Annotated in this window: 22 protein-coding genes and 4 tRNA genes; 13 read left to right on the top strand and 13 right to left on the bottom strand. The window is 70.7% G+C overall.

The window, feature by feature from the left end; all coding sequences use genetic code 11:
• Positions 1 to 3: 3 nt before the first annotated feature.
• Positions 4 to 627: a prepilin peptidase gene (locus HOP40_RS19850; protein WP_172160792.1), complete on the top strand. Its 624-nt coding sequence runs from the start codon at positions 4 to 6 to the stop codon at positions 625 to 627.
• Here the strand turns inward: HOP40_RS19850 and HOP40_RS19845 are convergent.
• Genes HOP40_RS19845 through HOP40_RS19835 form a run of 3 tightly spaced genes read right to left on the bottom strand, consistent with a single transcriptional unit; the run spans position 617 to position 3,611 of the window.
• Positions 617 to 1,507, bottom strand: a complete 891-nt coding sequence (locus tag HOP40_RS19845; protein WP_172160790.1) for a hypothetical protein — start codon at positions 1,505 to 1,507, stop codon at positions 617 to 619. The two genes, HOP40_RS19850 and HOP40_RS19845, sit on opposite strands and share 11 nt — an antisense overlap.
• Positions 1,504 to 2,106, bottom strand: coding sequence for a hypothetical protein (locus tag HOP40_RS19840; protein WP_172160788.1), 603 nt, complete (start codon positions 2,104 to 2,106; stop codon positions 1,504 to 1,506). Before HOP40_RS19840 ends, HOP40_RS19845 begins: the two co-directional genes overlap by 4 nt.
• Before the next feature lie 32 nt (positions 2,107 to 2,138).
• Complete coding sequence (locus HOP40_RS19835; RefSeq protein WP_172160786.1) at positions 2,139 to 3,611, bottom strand: relaxase/mobilization nuclease domain-containing protein; 1,473 nt, start codon at positions 3,609 to 3,611, stop codon at positions 2,139 to 2,141.
• A gap of 8 nt (positions 3,612 to 3,619) precedes the next feature.
• Here HOP40_RS19835 and HOP40_RS36465 point away from each other — a divergent pair, with 8 nt between their 5' ends.
• The 3 genes from HOP40_RS36465 (at position 3,620) to HOP40_RS19825 (ending at position 6,582) form a co-directional block, all read left to right on the top strand.
• Positions 3,620 to 3,742, top strand: a complete 123-nt coding sequence (locus HOP40_RS36465; RefSeq protein ID WP_275691300.1) for a hypothetical protein — start codon at positions 3,620 to 3,622, stop codon at positions 3,740 to 3,742.
• A gap of 1,290 nt (positions 3,743 to 5,032) precedes the next feature.
• Positions 5,033 to 5,302: a helix-turn-helix domain-containing protein gene (locus tag HOP40_RS19830; protein WP_172160784.1), complete on the top strand. Its 270-nt coding sequence runs from the start codon at positions 5,033 to 5,035 to the stop codon at positions 5,300 to 5,302.
• Complete coding sequence (locus HOP40_RS19825) at positions 5,302 to 6,582, top strand: tyrosine-type recombinase/integrase (RefSeq protein WP_172160782.1); 1,281 nt, start codon at positions 5,302 to 5,304, stop codon at positions 6,580 to 6,582. Before HOP40_RS19830 ends, HOP40_RS19825 begins: the two co-directional genes overlap by 1 nt.
• Positions 6,583 to 6,588: 6 nt before the next feature.
• Here the strand turns inward: HOP40_RS19825 and HOP40_RS19820 are convergent.
• The 4 genes from HOP40_RS19820 to HOP40_RS19805 all read right to left on the bottom strand — a co-directional run bounded on the left by HOP40_RS19820 (position 6,589) and on the right by HOP40_RS19805 (position 8,597).
• A tRNA-Val gene (locus tag HOP40_RS19820) sits at positions 6,589 to 6,660 on the bottom strand.
• A gap of 22 nt (positions 6,661 to 6,682) precedes the next feature.
• Positions 6,683 to 7,096 carry a TIGR02611 family protein gene (locus HOP40_RS19815; protein WP_172160780.1) on the bottom strand — a complete coding sequence of 138 codons (414 nt, stop codon included), beginning with the start codon at positions 7,094 to 7,096 and terminating at the stop codon, positions 6,683 to 6,685.
• Positions 7,093 to 7,920, bottom strand: coding sequence for an anti-sigma factor (locus tag HOP40_RS19810; protein WP_172160778.1), 828 nt, complete (start codon positions 7,918 to 7,920; stop codon positions 7,093 to 7,095). The genes HOP40_RS19815 and HOP40_RS19810 overlap by 4 nt, the downstream gene beginning before the upstream one ends.
• Before the next feature lie 20 nt (positions 7,921 to 7,940).
• Positions 7,941 to 8,597 (bottom strand): RNA polymerase sigma factor, encoded by a 657-nt coding sequence (locus HOP40_RS19805; RefSeq protein WP_172160776.1) that lies wholly within the window; start codon positions 8,595 to 8,597, stop codon positions 7,941 to 7,943.
• Positions 8,598 to 8,858: 261 nt separating this feature from the next.
• On the opposite strand from HOP40_RS19805, the gene HOP40_RS19800 reads away from it, so the two are divergent.
• The 4 genes from HOP40_RS19800 (at position 8,859) to HOP40_RS19785 (ending at position 9,672) form a co-directional block, all read left to right on the top strand.
• Entirely contained in the window at positions 8,859 to 9,296 is a 438-nt protein-coding gene (locus tag HOP40_RS19800; RefSeq protein WP_172160774.1) for an SsgA family sporulation/cell division regulator, read from the top strand.
• Between the two features lie 105 nt (positions 9,297 to 9,401).
• A tRNA-Gly gene (locus tag HOP40_RS19795) sits at positions 9,402 to 9,473 on the top strand.
• A gap of 51 nt (positions 9,474 to 9,524) precedes the next feature.
• Positions 9,525 to 9,596: transfer RNA gene (locus HOP40_RS19790), tRNA-Cys, on the top strand.
• Between the two features lies 1 nt (position 9,597).
• Positions 9,598 to 9,672 (top strand) — tRNA-Val (locus HOP40_RS19785).
• 12 nt (positions 9,673 to 9,684) lie between these two features.
• On the opposite strand, the gene HOP40_RS19780 is transcribed toward HOP40_RS19785, so the two are convergent.
• The 4 genes from HOP40_RS19780 to HOP40_RS19765 all read right to left on the bottom strand — a co-directional run bounded on the left by HOP40_RS19780 (position 9,685) and on the right by HOP40_RS19765 (position 12,960).
• Positions 9,685 to 10,650 carry a site-specific integrase gene (locus HOP40_RS19780; RefSeq protein ID WP_240157155.1) on the bottom strand — a complete coding sequence of 322 codons (966 nt, stop codon included), beginning with the start codon at positions 10,648 to 10,650 and terminating at the stop codon, positions 9,685 to 9,687.
• 256 nt (positions 10,651 to 10,906) lie between these two features.
• Positions 10,907 to 11,128: a helix-turn-helix domain-containing protein gene (locus HOP40_RS19775; RefSeq protein WP_172160770.1), complete on the bottom strand. Its 222-nt coding sequence runs from the start codon at positions 11,126 to 11,128 to the stop codon at positions 10,907 to 10,909.
• Between the two features lie 87 nt (positions 11,129 to 11,215).
• A complete protein-coding gene (locus tag HOP40_RS19770; protein ID WP_172160768.1) occupies positions 11,216 to 12,661 on the bottom strand; it encodes a relaxase/mobilization nuclease domain-containing protein in 1,446 nt (481 codons plus the stop codon).
• A 2-nt stretch (positions 12,662 to 12,663) separates the two neighbouring features.
• On the bottom strand, positions 12,664 to 12,960 hold the full coding sequence (locus HOP40_RS19765) for a hypothetical protein (RefSeq protein WP_172160766.1): 297 nt from the start codon (positions 12,958 to 12,960) through the stop codon (positions 12,664 to 12,666).
• A 742-nt stretch (positions 12,961 to 13,702) separates the two neighbouring features.
• On the opposite strand from HOP40_RS19765, the gene HOP40_RS19760 reads away from it, so the two are divergent.
• Both HOP40_RS19760 and HOP40_RS19755 read left to right on the top strand, forming a co-directional pair.
• The gene (locus HOP40_RS19760; RefSeq protein WP_172160764.1) at positions 13,703 to 13,960 is read left to right on the top strand and encodes an ATP-binding protein; all 258 of its coding nucleotides are present in this window, start codon (positions 13,703 to 13,705) and stop codon (positions 13,958 to 13,960) included.
• Positions 13,938 to 14,318 (top strand): STAS domain-containing protein, encoded by a 381-nt coding sequence (locus tag HOP40_RS19755; protein ID WP_172160762.1) that lies wholly within the window; start codon positions 13,938 to 13,940, stop codon positions 14,316 to 14,318. Before HOP40_RS19760 ends, HOP40_RS19755 begins: the two co-directional genes overlap by 23 nt.
• 33 nt (positions 14,319 to 14,351) lie before the next feature.
• On the opposite strand, the gene HOP40_RS19750 is transcribed toward HOP40_RS19755, so the two are convergent.
• Positions 14,352 to 15,173 (bottom strand): GAF and ANTAR domain-containing protein, encoded by an 822-nt coding sequence (locus HOP40_RS19750; protein ID WP_172160760.1) that lies wholly within the window; start codon positions 15,171 to 15,173, stop codon positions 14,352 to 14,354.
• Here HOP40_RS19750 and HOP40_RS19745 point away from each other — a divergent pair.
• The 3 genes from HOP40_RS19745 (at position 15,166) to HOP40_RS19735 (ending at position 17,387) form a co-directional block, all read left to right on the top strand.
• Entirely contained in the window at positions 15,166 to 15,705 is a 540-nt protein-coding gene (locus tag HOP40_RS19745; protein ID WP_172160737.1) for an STAS domain-containing protein, read from the top strand. The two genes, HOP40_RS19750 and HOP40_RS19745, sit on opposite strands and share 8 nt — an antisense overlap.
• A 463-nt stretch (positions 15,706 to 16,168) precedes the next feature.
• Entirely contained in the window at positions 16,169 to 16,999 is an 831-nt protein-coding gene (locus HOP40_RS19740) for an ATP-binding protein (protein WP_172160735.1), read from the top strand.
• Between the two features lie 82 nt (positions 17,000 to 17,081).
• A complete protein-coding gene (locus HOP40_RS19735) occupies positions 17,082 to 17,387 on the top strand; it encodes a hypothetical protein (protein WP_172160733.1) in 306 nt (101 codons plus the stop codon).
• Positions 17,388 to 17,555: 168 nt separating this feature from the next.
• Here HOP40_RS19735 and HOP40_RS19730 read toward each other — a convergent pair whose 3' ends face one another.
• Complete coding sequence (locus HOP40_RS19730) at positions 17,556 to 17,768, bottom strand: hypothetical protein (RefSeq protein ID WP_172160731.1); 213 nt, start codon at positions 17,766 to 17,768, stop codon at positions 17,556 to 17,558.
• Positions 17,769 to 17,802: the final 34 nt, after the last annotated feature.

Raw genomic sequence — 17,802 nt, 5'->3', positions numbered from 1 at the left:
CGGGTGGCGGCGATCCTCGTGTCGGCAAGCTGCGCCGTCGGCGCGGCCGCACTCACGCCCCTGCTGGTTCGCCTCGCCGACGCGACCGCGCACCGGAACGCCGTCACCACGGCGCCGGTCCGCTTCGCGCTTGCCGTGGCCCTCGGAGGCGTCGGCGCCGCGGCGGGCGCACGGCTCGAGACCGGCCACGCGGTCGGACTGCTTCCCGTCCTGGTCCTGGCCGGCGCTGCGGCGCTGGTCGACGCCCACGAGCGCAGGCTCCCCGACGTCCTCACCGGCTGCCTCGCGGCCGGCGTCGCCGTGACGATCACACTTGCTGCCGTCGGCGGGCACGCCGACGGCAGACGCGCGCTGTACGGCTTCGTCGCCGGTCTTCTCCTCGCGATCATCGGGAAGTGGCTGAGCGACGCCGCGGTTGGCTGGGGCGACGTCAAGCTCGCGCCGAGCCTGACCGCGTGCCTGGCCTGGAGCGGCTGGTTCACCGTGTACGTCGGCCTGCTCGCCTGGGCGCTGTTCATCCTGGCAACCGCCGCTCTCCTGGCGGTTCGTTCGGGTCGGGTCGTGATCGTGCCGTACGGCCCGTCGATGGTGACAGGGACACTGATCGCGGTGCTGGTCACGGCCTGATCGGGCCGCGACCGGGCGCAGGTCGGGCGCCCACTTGCGGGAGGCGCGGGGCACGGCCGGGCACGTCGCCACGGGCTGCGCGGGCACTGGACGCTTCGCTCTGCTGGTTGAGGCGCTCGAGGGCGTCATCGTCGGCTTCGACCGCCAGTGCACGCGACGCGGCTCGGAACGGCTGCCGCGCCGTCGCCTCGCTGGACGTCTGCGAGGACGCGGCCCGCTGAGGCGTGCGTGCCGGGGCCGCGGAAGCTGCATCGAGGTCGTCGCCGGCGAACTTCTCGGCGATCACCCCATCGACCTCGCTCGACACACCTCGCAGGTGCCGCCCGACCGCCTGGTGCTGCGCGCGTCGTGGATCGAGGTCGGCCGCGGCAGCGGCCTCATCGGCTGTGCCCCACCGGTCCTGGCCCAGTCGCAGCGGCCGATCGGTCACGCTCCACCCGACGAGCTCCCGGGCGGGCCGAGTGAGGACGTGTTCCCGCAGCGCTCCGGCCAGGTCGTGGTTCGCCAGCTCTGCGCCGACGGGGCCGAGCCCGGGCACGAACCCGACAACCGCCCAGCTGTCGCGGCCGAGGCTGGACAGCGACACGACCAGCGCCTGACGCTCCATCTGCCCGGCCAGCAACCCGCGCGCAGCGCGGTAGGTATCGGTGTCGAGTGGACGCGGCAGCGGCCCGCCCGCCGCGGACGGATCGCCGGTGGCGTTGGCGAGGGCCGCGCGACCGGCGTGCACATCGCGCGCCGCCCGGCGCCGACCCGGGCGGTCCCGCGCCACGGCCGCACGCCGGTGTCGGACGAGCCCGTCCGCGATGAACGTGGCGATGTGCGCGAGCTGGTACAGCTCATAGCCGGGAACCGCGAGCAGTGGGTAGTCGGTGCTCATCGCGCCGTCCCCGATGTCGGCGGCCGGCGGTACGGCCCCGACTCCGAACGCTGCGGGGGAGCTGCCGCGGCGGGCCGCAGCCGCGACGGCGTCGCTCGAAGGTCCCGCTTGACCAACGCCGGGAAGAAGGCGTCCGACGCGACGTCCACGGCACCCCGGAGCACCCGCTCGGAGCCCGGCGGCACGAAGACGTACCGAGCAAGGTTGTACGCGTCGCGGAACGCATTGGTACAGCTGTGGAACGCACCATGGTCCCGTACCTCGAACGCGACACGACCGAGCTGGATCCGCAGGTACGAGCGGTGAACCTGCTCCCCCTCGCCGACGATGGTCACGCTGGACGCCGGACGGCCGATGGCGTTGACGACGACACCGGGTTCGGGCATCCCCCGCAGACCCCGGATGGTCCTGCGGTCGGCATTGACCGGCAGCGCCCTGGCCGCCTCGTGGCTCTCCAGCCAGACGTTGAGGAAGTGCTCGGCCGTCGTCTGCTGATGCAAATACAGCAGAGTCCGCCCGATCCGCACCGCCACGGCCGCTTCGTCCGTGCCCGGATGCTGGACGGTGACGTCCGTGTCCTGGACTCCGACCAGCCGCACGATCGCCAGTACTGCCTGGTCACTACGACGAGTCATCGCCGCGGGCCTGTTGATCGTCGCGTCATCCCCGCCTCGCTCTCCGGCACCAGCTGTATCGCCGAGCCTGGCTCCCTGGTGAATCCAGCGCGTTCCCTCCCGCTCCCCTGCACCGCTGCCGAGCCGAAGTCGGGATCCCGCTGACGCACGTGGCGGGCCTGCAAGCGAGCGCCCGCAGCGTCGGCCGCAGCTGCCTGATGTTCGCGGCCCCGTTGGCGTTGCCAGGCCGCGACCTCCTGCAGCAGCCCGGCCACGGCGATCGCCAGAGCCACCGAGCCGACCGCGGCCTTCCCGCGGAAACCGCGAGCAGCGAGCAGTCTCCGTGCGAGCAACCTCAGCTCCGCCCCCACCGGGCCGACGTCGGGAACCCGCCCACCCGGCGGCCGCGAGGCCCGCTCGTACCGTTCGGCGGCATCCCACCAGCCCCGCTTGTGGCCCCGGTCGTTCGCGGCGAGCGCGGTCAGCACATCGCCGGTGGCATGGACGATGCCGTCGACGCCTTCTCGCGAATCCCGCGCGCCGACGGCCACCCGGGCGCGCACGACGAGGTCCTCGGCCTCCGCCGACAACGGCCGCCCACCCAGGCCGGGCCGGTCCGGGTTCTGGGCCCATCGACGGCGCAGCTGCGGCAACGACAGATCGGGGGCAAGCTTGCTGCCGCTGTAGAAGACCTGCTGGCCCGCCGCCGTGACGTCACCCGCTCGCCCGATCCGGTAACCCAGGGCGTCACCCGAGGGCCCGCGTCGCAGCTCAGCCAGGTAGCCCATCGCCCGCAGCTCCGCGACGAACTCCTCCGGCCCGCCCGCCCGGATCGCCGCCTGCTGCGCGGCGCGGCGCAGCTCGGGCCTGGCCGGACCCCGCCCGCGCCGAGCCGCCTTCTCCGTCTCGCCGCGACCCGGCCGCCGCGCCGCGGTGTCGTCGGCCACGGCGGTGACGGTCAGGCCGAGGCGTTGCTCGATGGCCCGAGCCGCTGACCGCAACTTCGGGTAGTCGTGATGCGGCCAGAACCTGCGACCGGTGTCCTGGCGCACGAGAACGACCGCGATATGGATGTGGTCATCCGCATGCCGGATCACCACCCAGCGCGGCTCACCCGGATCGCCGCGCTCGGCGATGCCCGCGCCATCAAGCAGTTCCCGAGCGATGTCCGCCCACTGCCCGTCGCTCAGCGTGCGGTCCGACGCGGCGAGCCGGGCCGAGCAATGCCAGACGTACCCGCGCTTCGACCCGTTCCGGGGCGCGCGAGTCGGCAGACCCGCAGCGACCGCCGGCGCGTGCAGCGCATCCACCAGCGGACCGAGCCGCAGATCGTACTCGGACGGCCCGGTCCGCTCCGGCTGCCAGCCCGCATCGAGGCCGTCCCAGCTCGCGATCACCCGAGGCGAACGGTGCACCTCGGCCGTACCGGGGCCCAGCAGGTAGGCCAACAACCCGGCTGGCCGCCATCCGTGCACGACCTTGGTGATCATGGTCCCGGGTGCCGGCCGCGAATGGCCGCAGCCAGGCCCGGCCTACCAACCGCAAGGGCTGCAGCCGTCACGGCGTCAACCCGGCCCAGCAGCTCACCCGCAAGCTCGGCGACGACGACGGCTCCGGGTAGCTGTGCGCCCGGCGTGACCTCCTCGATGAGGTCCACCGCCCGGCGGACATCGGCCCGAAAGCGAATCAGCTCAGCGACGAGCTCCTGCCACGAAACCGACACCGGGTGTGCTTGGCCCTGTGCCCGTCCCACTGCGAGCTGCCCGACCCAGGCCCCGACCGACAGCCCGTCGCGCCGTGCGGCCGCGCCCACAGCGTCGGCTTCGACGGGGCTCAGCCGCACCCGCACCTCGTGCCGGCGGGGGGCGTCGGCCGGCGGGCGACGTCGACGTGGCCCTGGCCCGGGTCGGTTGACGCTGTTCACCGGATCAAGGCTGTACGCCGTGACGGCCACGGCCGTGCCCCGCGGTTCCCGGCGCCGCCCACGACGCCGACGTCACGCTGCCACTCAGCGCGGAGAGATCCTCCATAGGCACGGCTTGCACGCCGCACCCGCCGGATCGTCAAGCAGCGAGGTCAGCAGCACCAGCCGTCCGCAGAGCGCGATAGGCCCGGGTGGATCCCGCTGAGGCGGGAGTTGGTCGGCCGGCACGGCATGGAAGAGCCGGTCTTGCGCATCGCGTAACCAAGTGATCATCAGCGGGTCGATCTCGTCATTCGGCGACATCAGATGACACCTCGCGACGCGCGTCCCAGTCCCAAACCAGCACAATACTCACCCTTTCGGCCGTGACCTGCCATGGCAGCAAGTGCGCACTCCGCACGGGACACGAATCGAGGACATGTGGACAAATCGGGCCGTGCTGACCCGTTGTGGACAAGCATGAGTACGGAACCCCCCGGTTCCGGACGTCACAGCGCGCGTTGTAGACCGAAGGTCTACTTAGCGCATATCTTGCTCCGCCGGGGGCAACGGCAGGGATCAACCAGGTCGAAGCCGAGATCATCGCAACATGAGCGTATGAGTTCGTTGAAACCGACGACATCGCAATCGAATTGAACCCGACGCTCCGTTCCGGATACTGGCGGCAGGTTCATCCACATTCGGACTCGTACCTCCACAGCGGTTAGTTGCTCCGCTCGCGACCGGTCATCCGTGGGGGAAACTCGTCCGAATCGCGTTCGACACACGCCAGTCACGCCGGGCTCGGCTGCACGTGCGGGAAAGGGGGAACAGCACAAGCTCGAGCAGCGACATCGCCGGTTCAGCCGCAGCGCGCGGGGAACCTTCCGTGCCACTTCGATGACGACAGTGGAGGCCGCCAGCTCACACCCAGGGCGGCGTTGGGTGAATCGCCTGGTGTTCTCAACGGCTCCCGCCTGCGGTCGCCCAAGCGAAGTGGAGAAGAAGATGACCAACGAAACCGCTTCAAGGTCATTCCGGCGCCAGCGTTGGGATACGACCTTGATCAATCCCACCGACCCGACATCGGTCAACGACCTTCCACTCATAGAGATCTACACGGTGGATCAGGTCGCAGTCCGTCTCGGCATCAGTGTCGGCCTCACCTACGAGCTCGTGAAGGAAGGCGCGATCCCGGCGAAGCGGCTGGGACGGCGCTGGATCATCCCTCGAGTTCGATTCCACGCATGGCTCAACGACCAATCGGAGACAGCCTGATGGCCCACATCACACCGACACCCGCAGGCAGCTGGCGCGCGAACTGGCGCGATCCCTCCGGTCGTCAGCGGGCGAAGACCTTCGCCACCAAGCGGGACGCGAAACGATTCCTCGCCGAGCTCGAGACCAGCCTGACGCGCGGACTTTACGTCGATCCGCACGCGGGCCGGATGCTGCTGGCACCCTACGCAACCCGCTGGCTGAGCAGTCGCAACGACGAGATCACGACGCGGGCCCGAGACGCCTCGGTCATGCGCACCCACGTCCTCCCTGCGTGGGGCACCTGGGCACTCGGCCGGATCGATCACACCAGCGTTCAGGAATGGATCAGCGATCTCGGTCAGCGGCGTTCTGCGGCCACTGTCGCAGAGGCCCACCGGCTCCTGTCAGCCGTCCTGCGGGCCGCTGTCCGCGATCGGAAGATCGCCTACAACCCGTGCGACGGCGTCAAGGTTCCTCGCCGGCGCAAGCGCGACACAGCGGATCAGATCGTGGAGCGGAACCTCGTTCGCCATCGATTGCTGCCCGTTGTGCCGCTCCGCTACCGGGCACTGATTGCCACCGCCGCGGGCACGGGGATGCGATGGGGCGAACTTGCCGGGCTGTGCGACGACGCGATCGACGACGGGCTCCGGACAGTACGAGTAGTCCGCACCGTGGTCGAGGTCAGCGGAACCACCACTTTCAAGCCGTTTCCCAAATCCGCTGCGGGCCGGCGGGTCATCCCGGTCCCGTCCTGGGTGCGCCCGATCCTCGCAACGCACCTCGAGCACCATCCGCTCGGAGACAACGGCCTGATCTTCGGCAACCAAGTCGGGAGGCCGCTGCGACGAACACTGTTCCGAATCCGGGTCTGGCGACCGGCACTCGTTCGGGCCGGCCTCCTCGGCCGCATCACGCACACCGGTGATGACCGCTTCCTCGCCACATGGGTCGAGTCGGGCGGCGCGACGATCAGCAAGCCGTTCGACACCGAGCCCGCCGCGGTGTCGTACATCGCGGAGCACGCCCCTGGCGGACTGCGCTTCCACGACCTTCGCCATTCCTACGCGACGTGGCTGGTCGACGACGGCGTGCCCATCAACATGGTGCAGAGGGTGATGGGACACGAGCGCTCGTCCACCACGCTCGACCTCTACACGCGCCGCACCGACAACCATCACCGCATCCTGCAGGCGATGGACGACGATGGAGGCGACCCCGACACGACCACTCTTGCTGACTTTCCGCTGACTCCAACGGCAAAGGCCCGGTTCGAAGATCTCGAACCGGGCCTCTGACCTGCGTGGGCGATACTGGGATCGAACCAGTGACCTCTTCGGTGTGAACGAAGCGCTCTCCCCCTGAGCTAATCGCCCGAGCCGTCGCAGACTCTACACGTCAGAAGAACGGGCTCTGCAGCCAGGTCCATCCGCCCAGCCCGACCCAGCCGGCCACGAGGTAGAGCGCGCCGAGCAGGTAGAGAGTCGTCAGGACGATCAGTCCGGTGGCGGCCAGGACGGCCGCCCGGACGACGACGGACTGGCGTCCCAGCCACTGCGTCCACGCGTCGTACTTGCCGCGGGCGTAGCGCAGGACGCGCTTCGCCCAGGCGAACTCGCTGGCCAGGATGGCGAGGCCAGCGAACACGATGAGCCAGCCGGGGCCCGGGTACGGGATCGCGACGATGCCGAGCAGCAGCACGATCGTGCCGACCACACCCACGCCGACGCGGTAGGTCTTGCGCAGCGCCGGGTTCTCCTCGATGCGCTCGCGGAACCCCGGCGCCCCGGACTTCTCGGTGCTGCTGCTCATACCTCGACCTGCCCGCTCGCCACGACCTCCGTCGGCGACGAGGGTGCTTCGCGGCCGGGCTCGATCGAGATCGCGTACTGCGCGAAGTCCTCCGTCTGGGGCGCCGCGCCCACCGGGCGCGAACCCTGGTCGGCCGTCGCGACGTCGAAGGTGCCGAGCGGCACCGGCGCGGCGTCGGGCTTGATCCCCCACAGCACGTAGGTGTGGTCGTGCGGGTTGGCCTCGAGCCCCAGCGAGTAGACCTGGCGCTCGCCGCTGTCGAGCAGGACGGCCGCGACCATGGTGTTGTCGGCCCCTGCCAGCATCGCGTGCTTCGTGCCCGGCTCGTCGAGCCGCGCGATGAGCTCGGACAGCCCCTCGGCCTGGGCCGACTCGGCGTCGCGCTGCTGCTCGAGCTGCGTGGCGCGGACGGCGAGACCGCCGACCGACAGCACGGCGACGACGGCGAGCGACGCCGCGACGAGCTTGCGGCCGCGGCTGCTGAGCCACGACGGGCGTCGACCCGCGCGGTCCTCCTCGTCGAGGCGGTGGCGGCGGCCGTCGCTCGGGTACGACGGGACGGGCACCGGCGTCGGCTCCGGCTGCTCCACGCGCGGGGCGGGCACCGGACGCTGCTCGGTCTGCGCCACGGCGGACATCAGGCGGTCGCGCAGCGCCGGCGGCGGCTCCGCGGCCGCGACGACCCCGCCGAGCGCGGACAGGACCGACTCGGCCTCCGCCACCGCTGCACGGCAGGAGGCGCAGTGAGGCAGGTGCAGCAGCACCGCCATCTCCTCGTCGGGCTCCAGGGCGTGCAGCGCCCACCCGACCGCCTGCTGCGTCAACGGGCATTCCTGTGGTGTCGTCATCGTGCGCCGCCGAAATCGGTCGCGAACTCGCCGAGCAGCGGGCCGAGCACGCTCCGCAACCGCTGCACGCCGGTGAACATGCGGGACTTCACGGTGCCCAGCGGCACTCCCGTGAGAGCGGCGACCTCACGCTGCGTGTACCCCCCGTAGTAGGCGAGCGCCAGCGCCTGGCGCTGCTCGGCCGGCAGCCGGCCCAGCGCGTCGCGCACCTGCCCCGCGACGACCTTGCCCAGCGCGGCCTGGTCGGCACCCGGTCCGGGCGGGGCCGACCACTCGTCGCCGTCCTCGGCCGCGGGCACGGTGCGGCGGCGGATGGAGCTCTCGCGGCGCACGGCGTCGACGGACTTGTGGTGCACCAGGGTCAGCAGCCACGTGCCGAAGGCCCCGCGCTCGGGGTCGAAGCGGCGCGGGTCGCGCCAGAAGGCGAGGAACACCTCCTGCACGACGTCCTCCGCGATGCCGTCATCAGCGCAGATGCGCCGGGCCAGGGAGTACGCCGGACGGCCGTAGCGGTCGTACAGGGCACCGAGAGCGGTCTGGTCGCCGTCGACGATCCGCGCGACGAGCAGCTCGTCGGCAGGGTCGTGGGCGCGCGCCGACGCCGCTCTGGGCCGCCGTCCGGCGGGCCCTGGCGCATCGGCGACTTCAGCCACCAGCGGGATCCTCACGTCATCGTCTTCGCTGCGACGCAGCGATCGGTTCAGATTAGTCCCCACCACCCCGGTCGGCGCAGGATCACCCTCTGCGGAGCGTGACCGTTGCCCCGTCGGAGTGAGGGCGTACCGGCATCCGGGCGGTGTGTGTAGCTCGACCCGTCACATCTTGGCGACACGGTCGTTTTTCTCTCTGACGAGCCACGCAGGACCACGAAATCTCTCTGACGAGCCACGCAGGACCACGAAAGAGGACGCACGATGCGCGACGAGCACACGGTCATCTGCTCACCGGCGGTGTTCGAGCTGATCACCGATGACGCCCCTGCGGTGCGCGTCAAGGTCGATCTGACGTACCACAGCCGCGACCCCTTCGCCGTGCAGGCGTCCTTCCGCACCGGACACGGTAGCGCGGTGGACTGGGTCTTCGCCCGGGACCTGCTGCACGACGGTCTCATCGCCCCCTCCGGGAGCGGGGACGTGCGGGTGCAGCCCGTGCCGCACGACCCGAACCGGGTGCAGCTGGAGCTCTCCTCCCCGTCCGGCCACGCGGTGTTCACCACGTGCGCGCAGACGCTGGGCGAGTTCCTGCACCGCACCTACGACGCGGTCGCGCCCGGACACGAGTACTCCTGGCTCGACTTCGACAGCGCGCTCTCGGAGCTGCTGCACAAGGACGACGACCGCGCTCGGGACTGATCGAGCAGGTCGGAAGGCCTTCGCCGCCGCGCAGGGGGTGGGTGTGGAACCCCCTGGCGGGCTAGGCTAAGGTTCTCCACAACGCGGTGAACACATCGCAAACAGGCGGACGTAGCGCAGTGGTAGCGCATCACCTTGCCAAGGTGAGGGTCGCGGGTTCGAATCCCGTCGTCCGCTCGGAGGGTCCGCTCGGACCTCCAGGTCTAGATCCCTGACGTCACCGGATCTGGCGGTGTGGCCGAGTGGTTTAGGCAAGGGCCTGCAAAGCCCTGTACGCGGGTTCGATTCCCGCCACCGCCTCGGGCGATTAGCTCAGTGGGAGAGCGCTTCCTTGACACGGAAGAGGTCACAAGTTCAATCCTTGTATCGCCCACCACGTAAGGCCTGGTCAGAGCCCCATCTGGGGATTCGGACCAGGCCTTCTTGGCATTCTGACGCGCTCTGGGTGACTAACTGGGTGACTAACTCGTCGACGACCCGGAAAGACCTGGTTCATCGCCGTCGCGCCCTCCTCGATGACGGGCCGCAGCTGCTTGCGGTAGACCGACTCGGTCACCTTCGAACCTCCCGTGTGCCCGATCAACCGGGCGATCTCCTCGATCGGCACGCCACCGTCCGACAACAGCGACACAAAGCTGTGGCGCAGCTCCCGCGGTGACCACCGACGGTCGTCCAGCCCGGCGGCGACGACCACGCGCTGGAAGTCGCGCCGAACGTTCGCCGCGTCCATCGCCGTCCCGGCCTCGGTCGCGAAGACCAGGTCGCGGTCGGTCCACCGCCTTCCCGCCGTTGCTCGAGTGACGACCTGGCGATCGCGGTGCTCCTCCAATGCCTCGACACAACGCTCCGGCAACGCGATGGTCCGCCGCGAACCCCGCGTCTTCGTGTCGCCGCCGGCGCGTACCGAACGCCACACCCGCACGTTCGGCGGAACCGGCGGAACACCGTCCGGATCCCCTACCAGGTCGACGTGCTCCCACGTCAGCGCCCGCAGCTCCTCGGTGCGGGCACCGGTCAGCAACGACACGACCACGTAGGCGCCCATCGTGGTCGCCGGCGCGGCCTCGAGCAGCGCCTGCGCCTGGTCGAACGTCATCGCCTGCGACGGCCGCCCGCCCAGCCCGGTCGGAGTTCCGCACAGCAGCACCACGTTGCGCTTCACCTTGTCCCGCGCCTGCGCGCGGGTGATGGACCGGGACAGGATCGACTTGATCCGCGACACCGTGCTCGTGCTCAGCTCTCGCGCCTTCTCCGCCAGCCAGCGGTCGACGTCCTCCGCCGACAGCTCCCGCAGCTTGCGTCGGCCTAGCGCCGGGACGACGTGGCGCAGCGCGAGGTTGCGCAGGGTCTGCACCGTGCTCGGGTCCCGCCCGCCGAGCCCGTGGTCGAGCCAGTCCTGCACCGCCTGATGCACGGTGTAGCTCTGCGCGGCGATCAGGACGCCGTCGTCGTGGTCGCGGACGAGCTCCTTGAGCCGGTTGCGTGCCTCGGTCCGCGTGCGTCCGCTGGCCTTGCGGACGATGCGCTTGCCGGAGGGCGTGTGACCCACGGTGATGGTCGCGACCCATCGCTGTCGTGCCTCGTCGTAGTGCAGGCCACCGTCGCCGCGGCTACGCCGCGCCGTCATCGGCTTCCCGCACCAGCAGAGCGACGTACTCAGCGATCGCGGCGGCGGGGATGAGCCGGGTCCGGCCCTGGGTCACCGAGCGCAGCCGGCCCGAGCGGATCAGCTCGTAGATCACCGAACGGCTCAACGACAGCAGCCGCATCGCCTCGGGAACGCGGTACAGCTGCACCGTCTGGTCGCCGCCCTCGTGCTCCTCGTTCCGCATCTCTGCCTCCTTCGACCGATCCACGGGAGGCCCACGGTGACGATCCGCGTGACGCGCTCCGTGGCCACCACCTCGACGGCGACGTGGTCAGAGGCCGGATGCCGGCCGGTTGGCGTTCGCGCCCGCGCGCCTGCCTGGAGCGGCGTGGTCGGGGCGTGGTCCACGCGTGGTCACCGGGCGGTCGAGAGCGGCGGGCGGGCGCAGACCATCCACCGTCCGCTCCCCCACCCAACCGGCGATCAGAGTCGCGCTCGCACGGGCCGCCGCGGCCTGGTGCGCCCGGCCGCGGTCCTGGTGCCAGGCCGCGATCTCCCGAACCAGCGAGGACACCGCCAAGGCCAGCGCCAACGACGCAGCGCCCGGTTCATCCACCGCGCCCAGCCCGCGCCGCTGGCGCAGCAGGTGCCGGGCAGTCCGACGCAACCCGGCGGCTAGGTTCCCCTCCTGGACACGCACGCCTCGGGGGATCCGGGCGGCCCGGTCGAACACGTCGGCCGCGGATCCGAGTTCACCCGACCACTCCCGCAACGCCGTCACCACCGCCCCGGTGGCTTGAACGATCCCGTCCGCGTCCTCCCCCGCCTCACCACGACGCGATGATCCGACCGCCGCCCGCGCCGCCTGCACCCGCCGCCGCGCCCCGCTCGGTGACACAGACGCACCGGACCCGCGGGCGGCCGACTCCCATGCCTGTGTCAGCCGCGGCAGCGAGAGGTCCGGCGCCAACTTGCTGCCGCTGTAGAAGACCGGCTCCCCCGCCACCGTCAGGTCACCGGGCCGGGCCACCTTGTACCCCAGCGGATCCCCCGACGGGGCGCGCCGCACCTCCACCCGATACCCCGCAGCGTCCAGAGCAGCGATGAAGCCGGGAAGGCCAGCAGCGGTCACCGACGCCGCCCGCACCGCCCAGGCGAGCTCGACCCGCGCCGGCTCCCGACCCTGCCGGCGCGCCTTCTCGATCTCACCCCGCCCCGGCGCCCGCGCCGCGGTCCCGTCCGCCGTCGCCGTCACCACCAGCCCGAGGCGCCGCTCGATCTGCTGAGCCGTCGTCCGCAACCGCGGGTAGTCGTGCGACGGCCAGAACCGCCGGCACGTGTCCTGCCGCACCAGCACCACCGCGATGTGCACGTGGTCATCGGCGTGACGGATCGCCAGCCACCGCGGACCACCCGCATCGCCGCGCGGCGCCACCCCGGACCCATCCAGCAGCTCCCGCGCGACCTGAGCCCACTCCGCGTCGGACAACACCCGATCACCGCCCGCCACCCGCGCCGAGCAGTGCCACACGTAGCCGCGCCGGCCCTGGTCGTCGGACTCGCCCAACCCCGCGGCGATCGCCGGGGCGCGCAGCGCCCGGATCATCGGGCCCAACTCGAGGTCGAACTCACCGACACCGGTCTGCGCCGGCTGCCACGCTGCGTCGCGCCCGTCCCAGCTGGCGATCACCCGCGGCCGCACGTGCTCCTGCGCCCGCCCCGGCCCCATGAGGTAGGTGACCAGCCCGCCGACCCGCCACCCGTGCACCACCTTCATGATCACTGGCGCACCTCGAACTCCACCGCCGCGACCTCGACCACAGCCTCCAACCGGACCAGCAGCGCCTCCAGCCGCCCGTCCCCCACAGCACCGGCACGCTGCACCGCCACCACATCGGCGTGCAACCGCAGCAGATCCGGAAGCGCCCACACCGAACCGCTGCCCGGCTCCGCGGTGTCCAGGACCGTCTCCCCGATCCAGGCCCCGACGGCGAGCCCCGCGGCGGCCGCCCGCTCCCGCACCACCGCAAGCTCAGCATCGCTGAAGCGGACCACGACCTGCTTCAGGCGCGGCACGCCCGACCGCACTCGACGCCGAACCACTCGCTCCACGCTCGATACGGCACCAGAGGGCCGCTACTGCACCGTGGTCACCAGTACTGCTCACAACCACCGCAGATTCGGACGTGGAAACAGCAGGTCACGGCCTCGCTCGTGGTCAGGTTCGAACCCGAGGAACGCCCCCGTTCCGCCCTGACCACGCTCCTGACCCGGCCGGAAGCATCGCTTCCGGCATATCTCGCTCTGCTCCTACTCCTCCCGCTCGGGCCGAGCACCATCACTGGTGATCGTCACGGCACGCATGTCCGGACTCGGATCGATCACTCGACAAGGGAAACGCTCCCCGCGCTGGTGTCGGATCCTGCACGGCCGCCTGAAGACCGGCACCCGCTGCGACGAGGCGACGGCGCTATTTCGCCCCGGGAGCGAACGCCGGGATCCGTGGCCGCCAGCACGAACGTGTGGGTCAACTCCTCCACGATGACACAGAGAGGGGACGGCCCGACCGAGCTCGTCCCTGCGCTGGGTCAGCGTCCGAAGCGGTCGCGCCCCAAGCACCTAGTGGTCGCGAGCTGGCACGTCGAGGCCTCCAGCGAAGCGCTGAGACAGGTCCACTACACCGTCCGTGCGCAGGCGCAGACCTGGCGGACGAGGAGGACACCTACGCCCTGCTGCTGGTCGCGATCGAGCTGGTGACCAACGCGATTGAGCACGCCCGCACCCCTGTCGGCTGAAGGTGCGACGACTGCGCACGGTCGTGCGGATCACCGTTGCCGATCGGTCCACAGATCTGCCGCAGATCCAGGTTCACGACGTGCACGCCGGGCGCGGCCGGGGCCTGCAGATGGTCGACGCACTCAGCACCCCCTGGGGCTGGTTCCGAGTCGGAGGCGGCACAGCCGTGTGGGCGACCCTGCCGGTGTCGAACAGCCCTCTGCTCGCGGCAGGAACGGCCGACCGGTCGCCGGCCGAGGACCAGAAGACCACCGCAGATGTCGACCGAGAGCACCAGTAGCAGAGGGCTGACCCGACAGACCAGCTGGATCCGACCCGACGTCGTGCGGGTCCGCCTGCTCGGTGACCTCGACCTCGCGACCGCGCCGGGCGTCACGACCTACCTGCGTCACCTGACCGCTGACGGTGTCCGGCACCTGGTCCTCGACCTCACCCCGGTCACATCCATGGCATCGCCCGGGATCAGCATGCTGGTGACCGCACTGGCCGAGGCCCAGGGCGTCGACCGGGTGCACCTGGTCGGGGTGGCCAACAACGACCACGTGCGCCGCGTCCTGGACATCACCGGCGTGCGGGAACGATTCGCCGATCACGATGACATGGACGGACTGCTCCACGCACCCGACGCCGGCCGGTGACGGTCCGCCGCGTCGCGTCACGCGACCGGCACTTCAGTCGAGCATCCTGTCCGCACCGGGAGCGTTCTCGATCTCACCGGTGCGGGCGAGGTGGTCGGCGACGTCGCGCAGCTTGGTGTTGGTGGACTGACTCGCCCGGATCAGCAGCTGGAACGCCACCCCACTGTCGATCTTGAAACGCTCCATCAAGATCCCTTTGGCCTGGCCGATCAGGTCCCGCGACTCCAGACCCCGGCTCAGCCGCTGGTGCTGCTCGGAGCCGACCATGGCGATCGCGGCGTGGCTGGCCAGGAGCAGGGCGACGTGCTCGGACTCGTCGCCGAAGCCGTGGGGTTCGCGGTTGTACAGGTTGAGCGCGCCGAGGTTCTCGCCCTCGACGAACAGCTGCACCGACATCATCGACCCGATGCCCAGCGCCAGCGCTCGCTCGGTGAATCGCGGCCACCGGTCCTCACTGCTCATGTCCGAGAGCCGCATGGAGCGCTCGTCGTAGATGGTGCTCAGGCACGGGCCCTGCCCGGTCTCGTACTGGGCCTCGTCCACTCGCTGGGCCAGCTCGCTGGTGCAGGCCGTTGTCTCGATCGTCGTGCGCCGGGTCACGCGGCTGATAGCGGCGATCTGCGCGCCGGGCACGTTGTCGACCGCCGCCGCCACGATGCCCGCCAAGGTGTCGTCCAGGCTCGGTTCCTGCTGCAGCTCCCGGGCCAGCTCGCTCAGGTGCACCGCAAGGTCCTCCAGGTCGGTGTACCGGCCGGTGTCGCTGCTGGACGGCTGGCCGCGGCCGTCGCTGTGGGTTCCGCCGTCGTCGGGGCGGTTGGAAGTGCTGGTCACTTCGTGGGTGCTCGTCGTGCTCACCTTCTTCACCGCGCAGGGACTCGCCGTCGGACGCACACAGCCCATCACAGGTACCGCTGGGCTGGCGAGGCTGGTAGACAGGTGGTGCCTGGTGCTGGTCTTGACGACGCAGGATTGCGAGCAGGCGCGACACAGTGAGGCCGTCGTGCGCGACACCACCGGTCCCCGGTACCCCTCAGGGGACGACAAGCGCCTCATCAGCGTCCAGATCGCCTATCCGCGTCCCACCATCAGACTGGTGTGCGTCACCGGTGAGGTGGACATGAGCACGGCACCGGTCCTGCGCGACGCGTGCACCCGCGACGCCAGAGGCCGGGCACCGGTGCGCCATCTGGTGGTGGACCTGAGCCGGGTGACGTTCCTGGCCTCGGCCGGGCTCCACGTCCTGATCGAGTGCCACGCACACTTCGCTGCCATCGCTGTGGTCGGGAACCATCCAGCGGTGGCCGTGCCGCTCCGGATCACCGGCCTGGACGGGGTCTTACCTGTCCACGCCTGCCTCGACAGCGCGCTGTGCGTCCTCGATGGGTGAGCAGCACGTCGCCGTGAGCGTCTCCGGTCATGTCGCGCGGGTGCGCGCGCACCGGGTCGCGCTGTGCGCAGAACTGGACGCGGTCCGGCGGCGGGCGGCCCAGATGCGTGCGGACGACCGGGCACGCCGACAGCGCATGCGCTCCATGAGCCGGTACCGAGATCCCGGCGCTTCCACTGCGACGACAGGGTCCGACCCGTGCCGGCCCTCGGAGGGGTTCTCGTCCGCCATGGCGACGTGAGCCCCTGGGTCCGGTCGTTGAACACATAGTCGGCCGGGCTGCCGAAACCATCCAACCAGTTGGATCCCACGGTGATCGCCCTGGCTGTGACTATGACGGTCCCGACCTCTACTGCGCCAACCCCACCCGGGGCAGCCACGCCCCAGACAGCCACGCCGAGGACATCCACGCCGAAGGCGCTCACACCGCCGGGAACGGGACCGGGACCGCATCATTGTGCTGGTGATCCTCCTCGTCGCCTACGCCGGCGGGCGCATGGCCCGCTTCAACGGCGCCAAGCAGGGCATCGCGGTCTGGGTGTGGGCGATCGTCATCGCCGTCGTGGTCGCGATCCTCACCGCCGTCGTCGGCAGTCGGTTCAGCATCCTGGCCACCCTCAACGGTCTGCCCCGCCTTCCGATCGGTGAAGGCGCCCCGACCACCGCCGGCGTCATCACCGCGCTCATGGCCCTCGCCGCCTCCCAAGGTGTCCGGCCAACGGGGGTCACTTCACGGTGCGGTTCTGGGCGGGCTGGCCGGCATGCGCTTCCACCGCAAGGTCGACCGCGCCGGCTCCGACCACTGAACCTCGCCACACGCACGAAGCAGGCCACGCGAGTAGACGGCGCGCTTCCGGGCAGTTACGAGGCGACCGCGCGCCGATCGGCGCTGGGCACTGACAGGACCGGGGGCCGAACGGTGGCGGAGGAGGTGTGGTTCTGCCGGGAGATGAGCCCGGACGCCGCCGAGCTACGGCGACTGCGTGCCGACCTCAGAACAGCAGCGCAGGGTCAGCAGCTCGACCCCCGCCTGGTCGAGTTGTTGCTGGCACTGGCGACCGAGCTGGCCACGATGGCGATCGAACACGCCCGAACGCCGAGTGTCGTACTCGTCAGCCGCCGCGGCGAGGCGGTACGGGTGACCGTCGACGATCACTCACCTCTTCCGCCCCGAGCTGATCTGCACCAACAGGTCATCGCTCTCCTGGCCACCGACTGGAACTGGTGCACCCACGAGACCGGCAAGTCCGTGTGGGCAGAACTCGACGTCACATCGTGCCTCGACAACCCGTGATCAGAAAAATGGTGGCAGCTTCGACGGACGGTCAGTCCTGCTGCCTGGCGTCGACAGTGCGTCCCGGGGGTACTCACACAGCATGCCGAGCAAGCCCGATCCTGCTGACCACCTCGCCGCACGAGTAGCCGCCAGCGAGCAGCGATCTCGTCAGCTCACGAGGCAGGTGTCGCGCGTTGCAGGAGAGATCGCCGAGACCGAACGCCGCGTCGCCACCACGCTGGAGCAGATCGCCGACGACGAACCGGACCGAGCCGAGACCCTGCTCGCGAAGGCGCGGGAAGCGCGCGAATTCGCCGAACACGAGCTCGCCGAGCAAGAGCGATGGGACAGCTGGCGGTCCGGACGGTCAGCGACGACCACACCGCGCCCGTCCGAGGCGAAGTAGACCGCGGGCTCATCGGGCGACCACGAGATCTTCCTCATCGGCCGCGACATCGCGAGGTGGTCACAGACCCACGTGTGCAGCCTCGCCGAGCCGGCCGCGACCACGGCGTGCAGCTCGACCCTCAACCGCGCCGGAGCGTGCCCGCGGCGGCCTCGATGGTGCAGCGGCTCAGCACCGCCGCCCGGTCGCCGCCCGCAGCCCGGGCTGCTGCTGCTCGCCGACCTGCGTCGCGTGGGCCAACGCCCACCTGAGGGCCCCCTCGCTCCAGATCATCGCCTCGTGAGCCTGCGGCGGCAGCTCGGCCGGTTCGCGGTGCGCGACACGGCGAACGGCGACATACTCGTCCCGCGGCTTCAGCCACGTGGCCGCGAGGAGTGTCATGACCCACCGGCTCCGTCGATGCGCAACGCCCGCC

The organism is Pseudonocardia broussonetiae, from assembly GCF_013155125.1.
GTDB classification, from domain to species: Bacteria; Actinomycetota; Actinomycetes; order Mycobacteriales; family Pseudonocardiaceae; genus Pseudonocardia; species Pseudonocardia broussonetiae.
The sequence above is the reverse complement of the archived record's forward strand: the minus strand, read 5'-3'. Positions and strand labels throughout refer to the sequence as shown.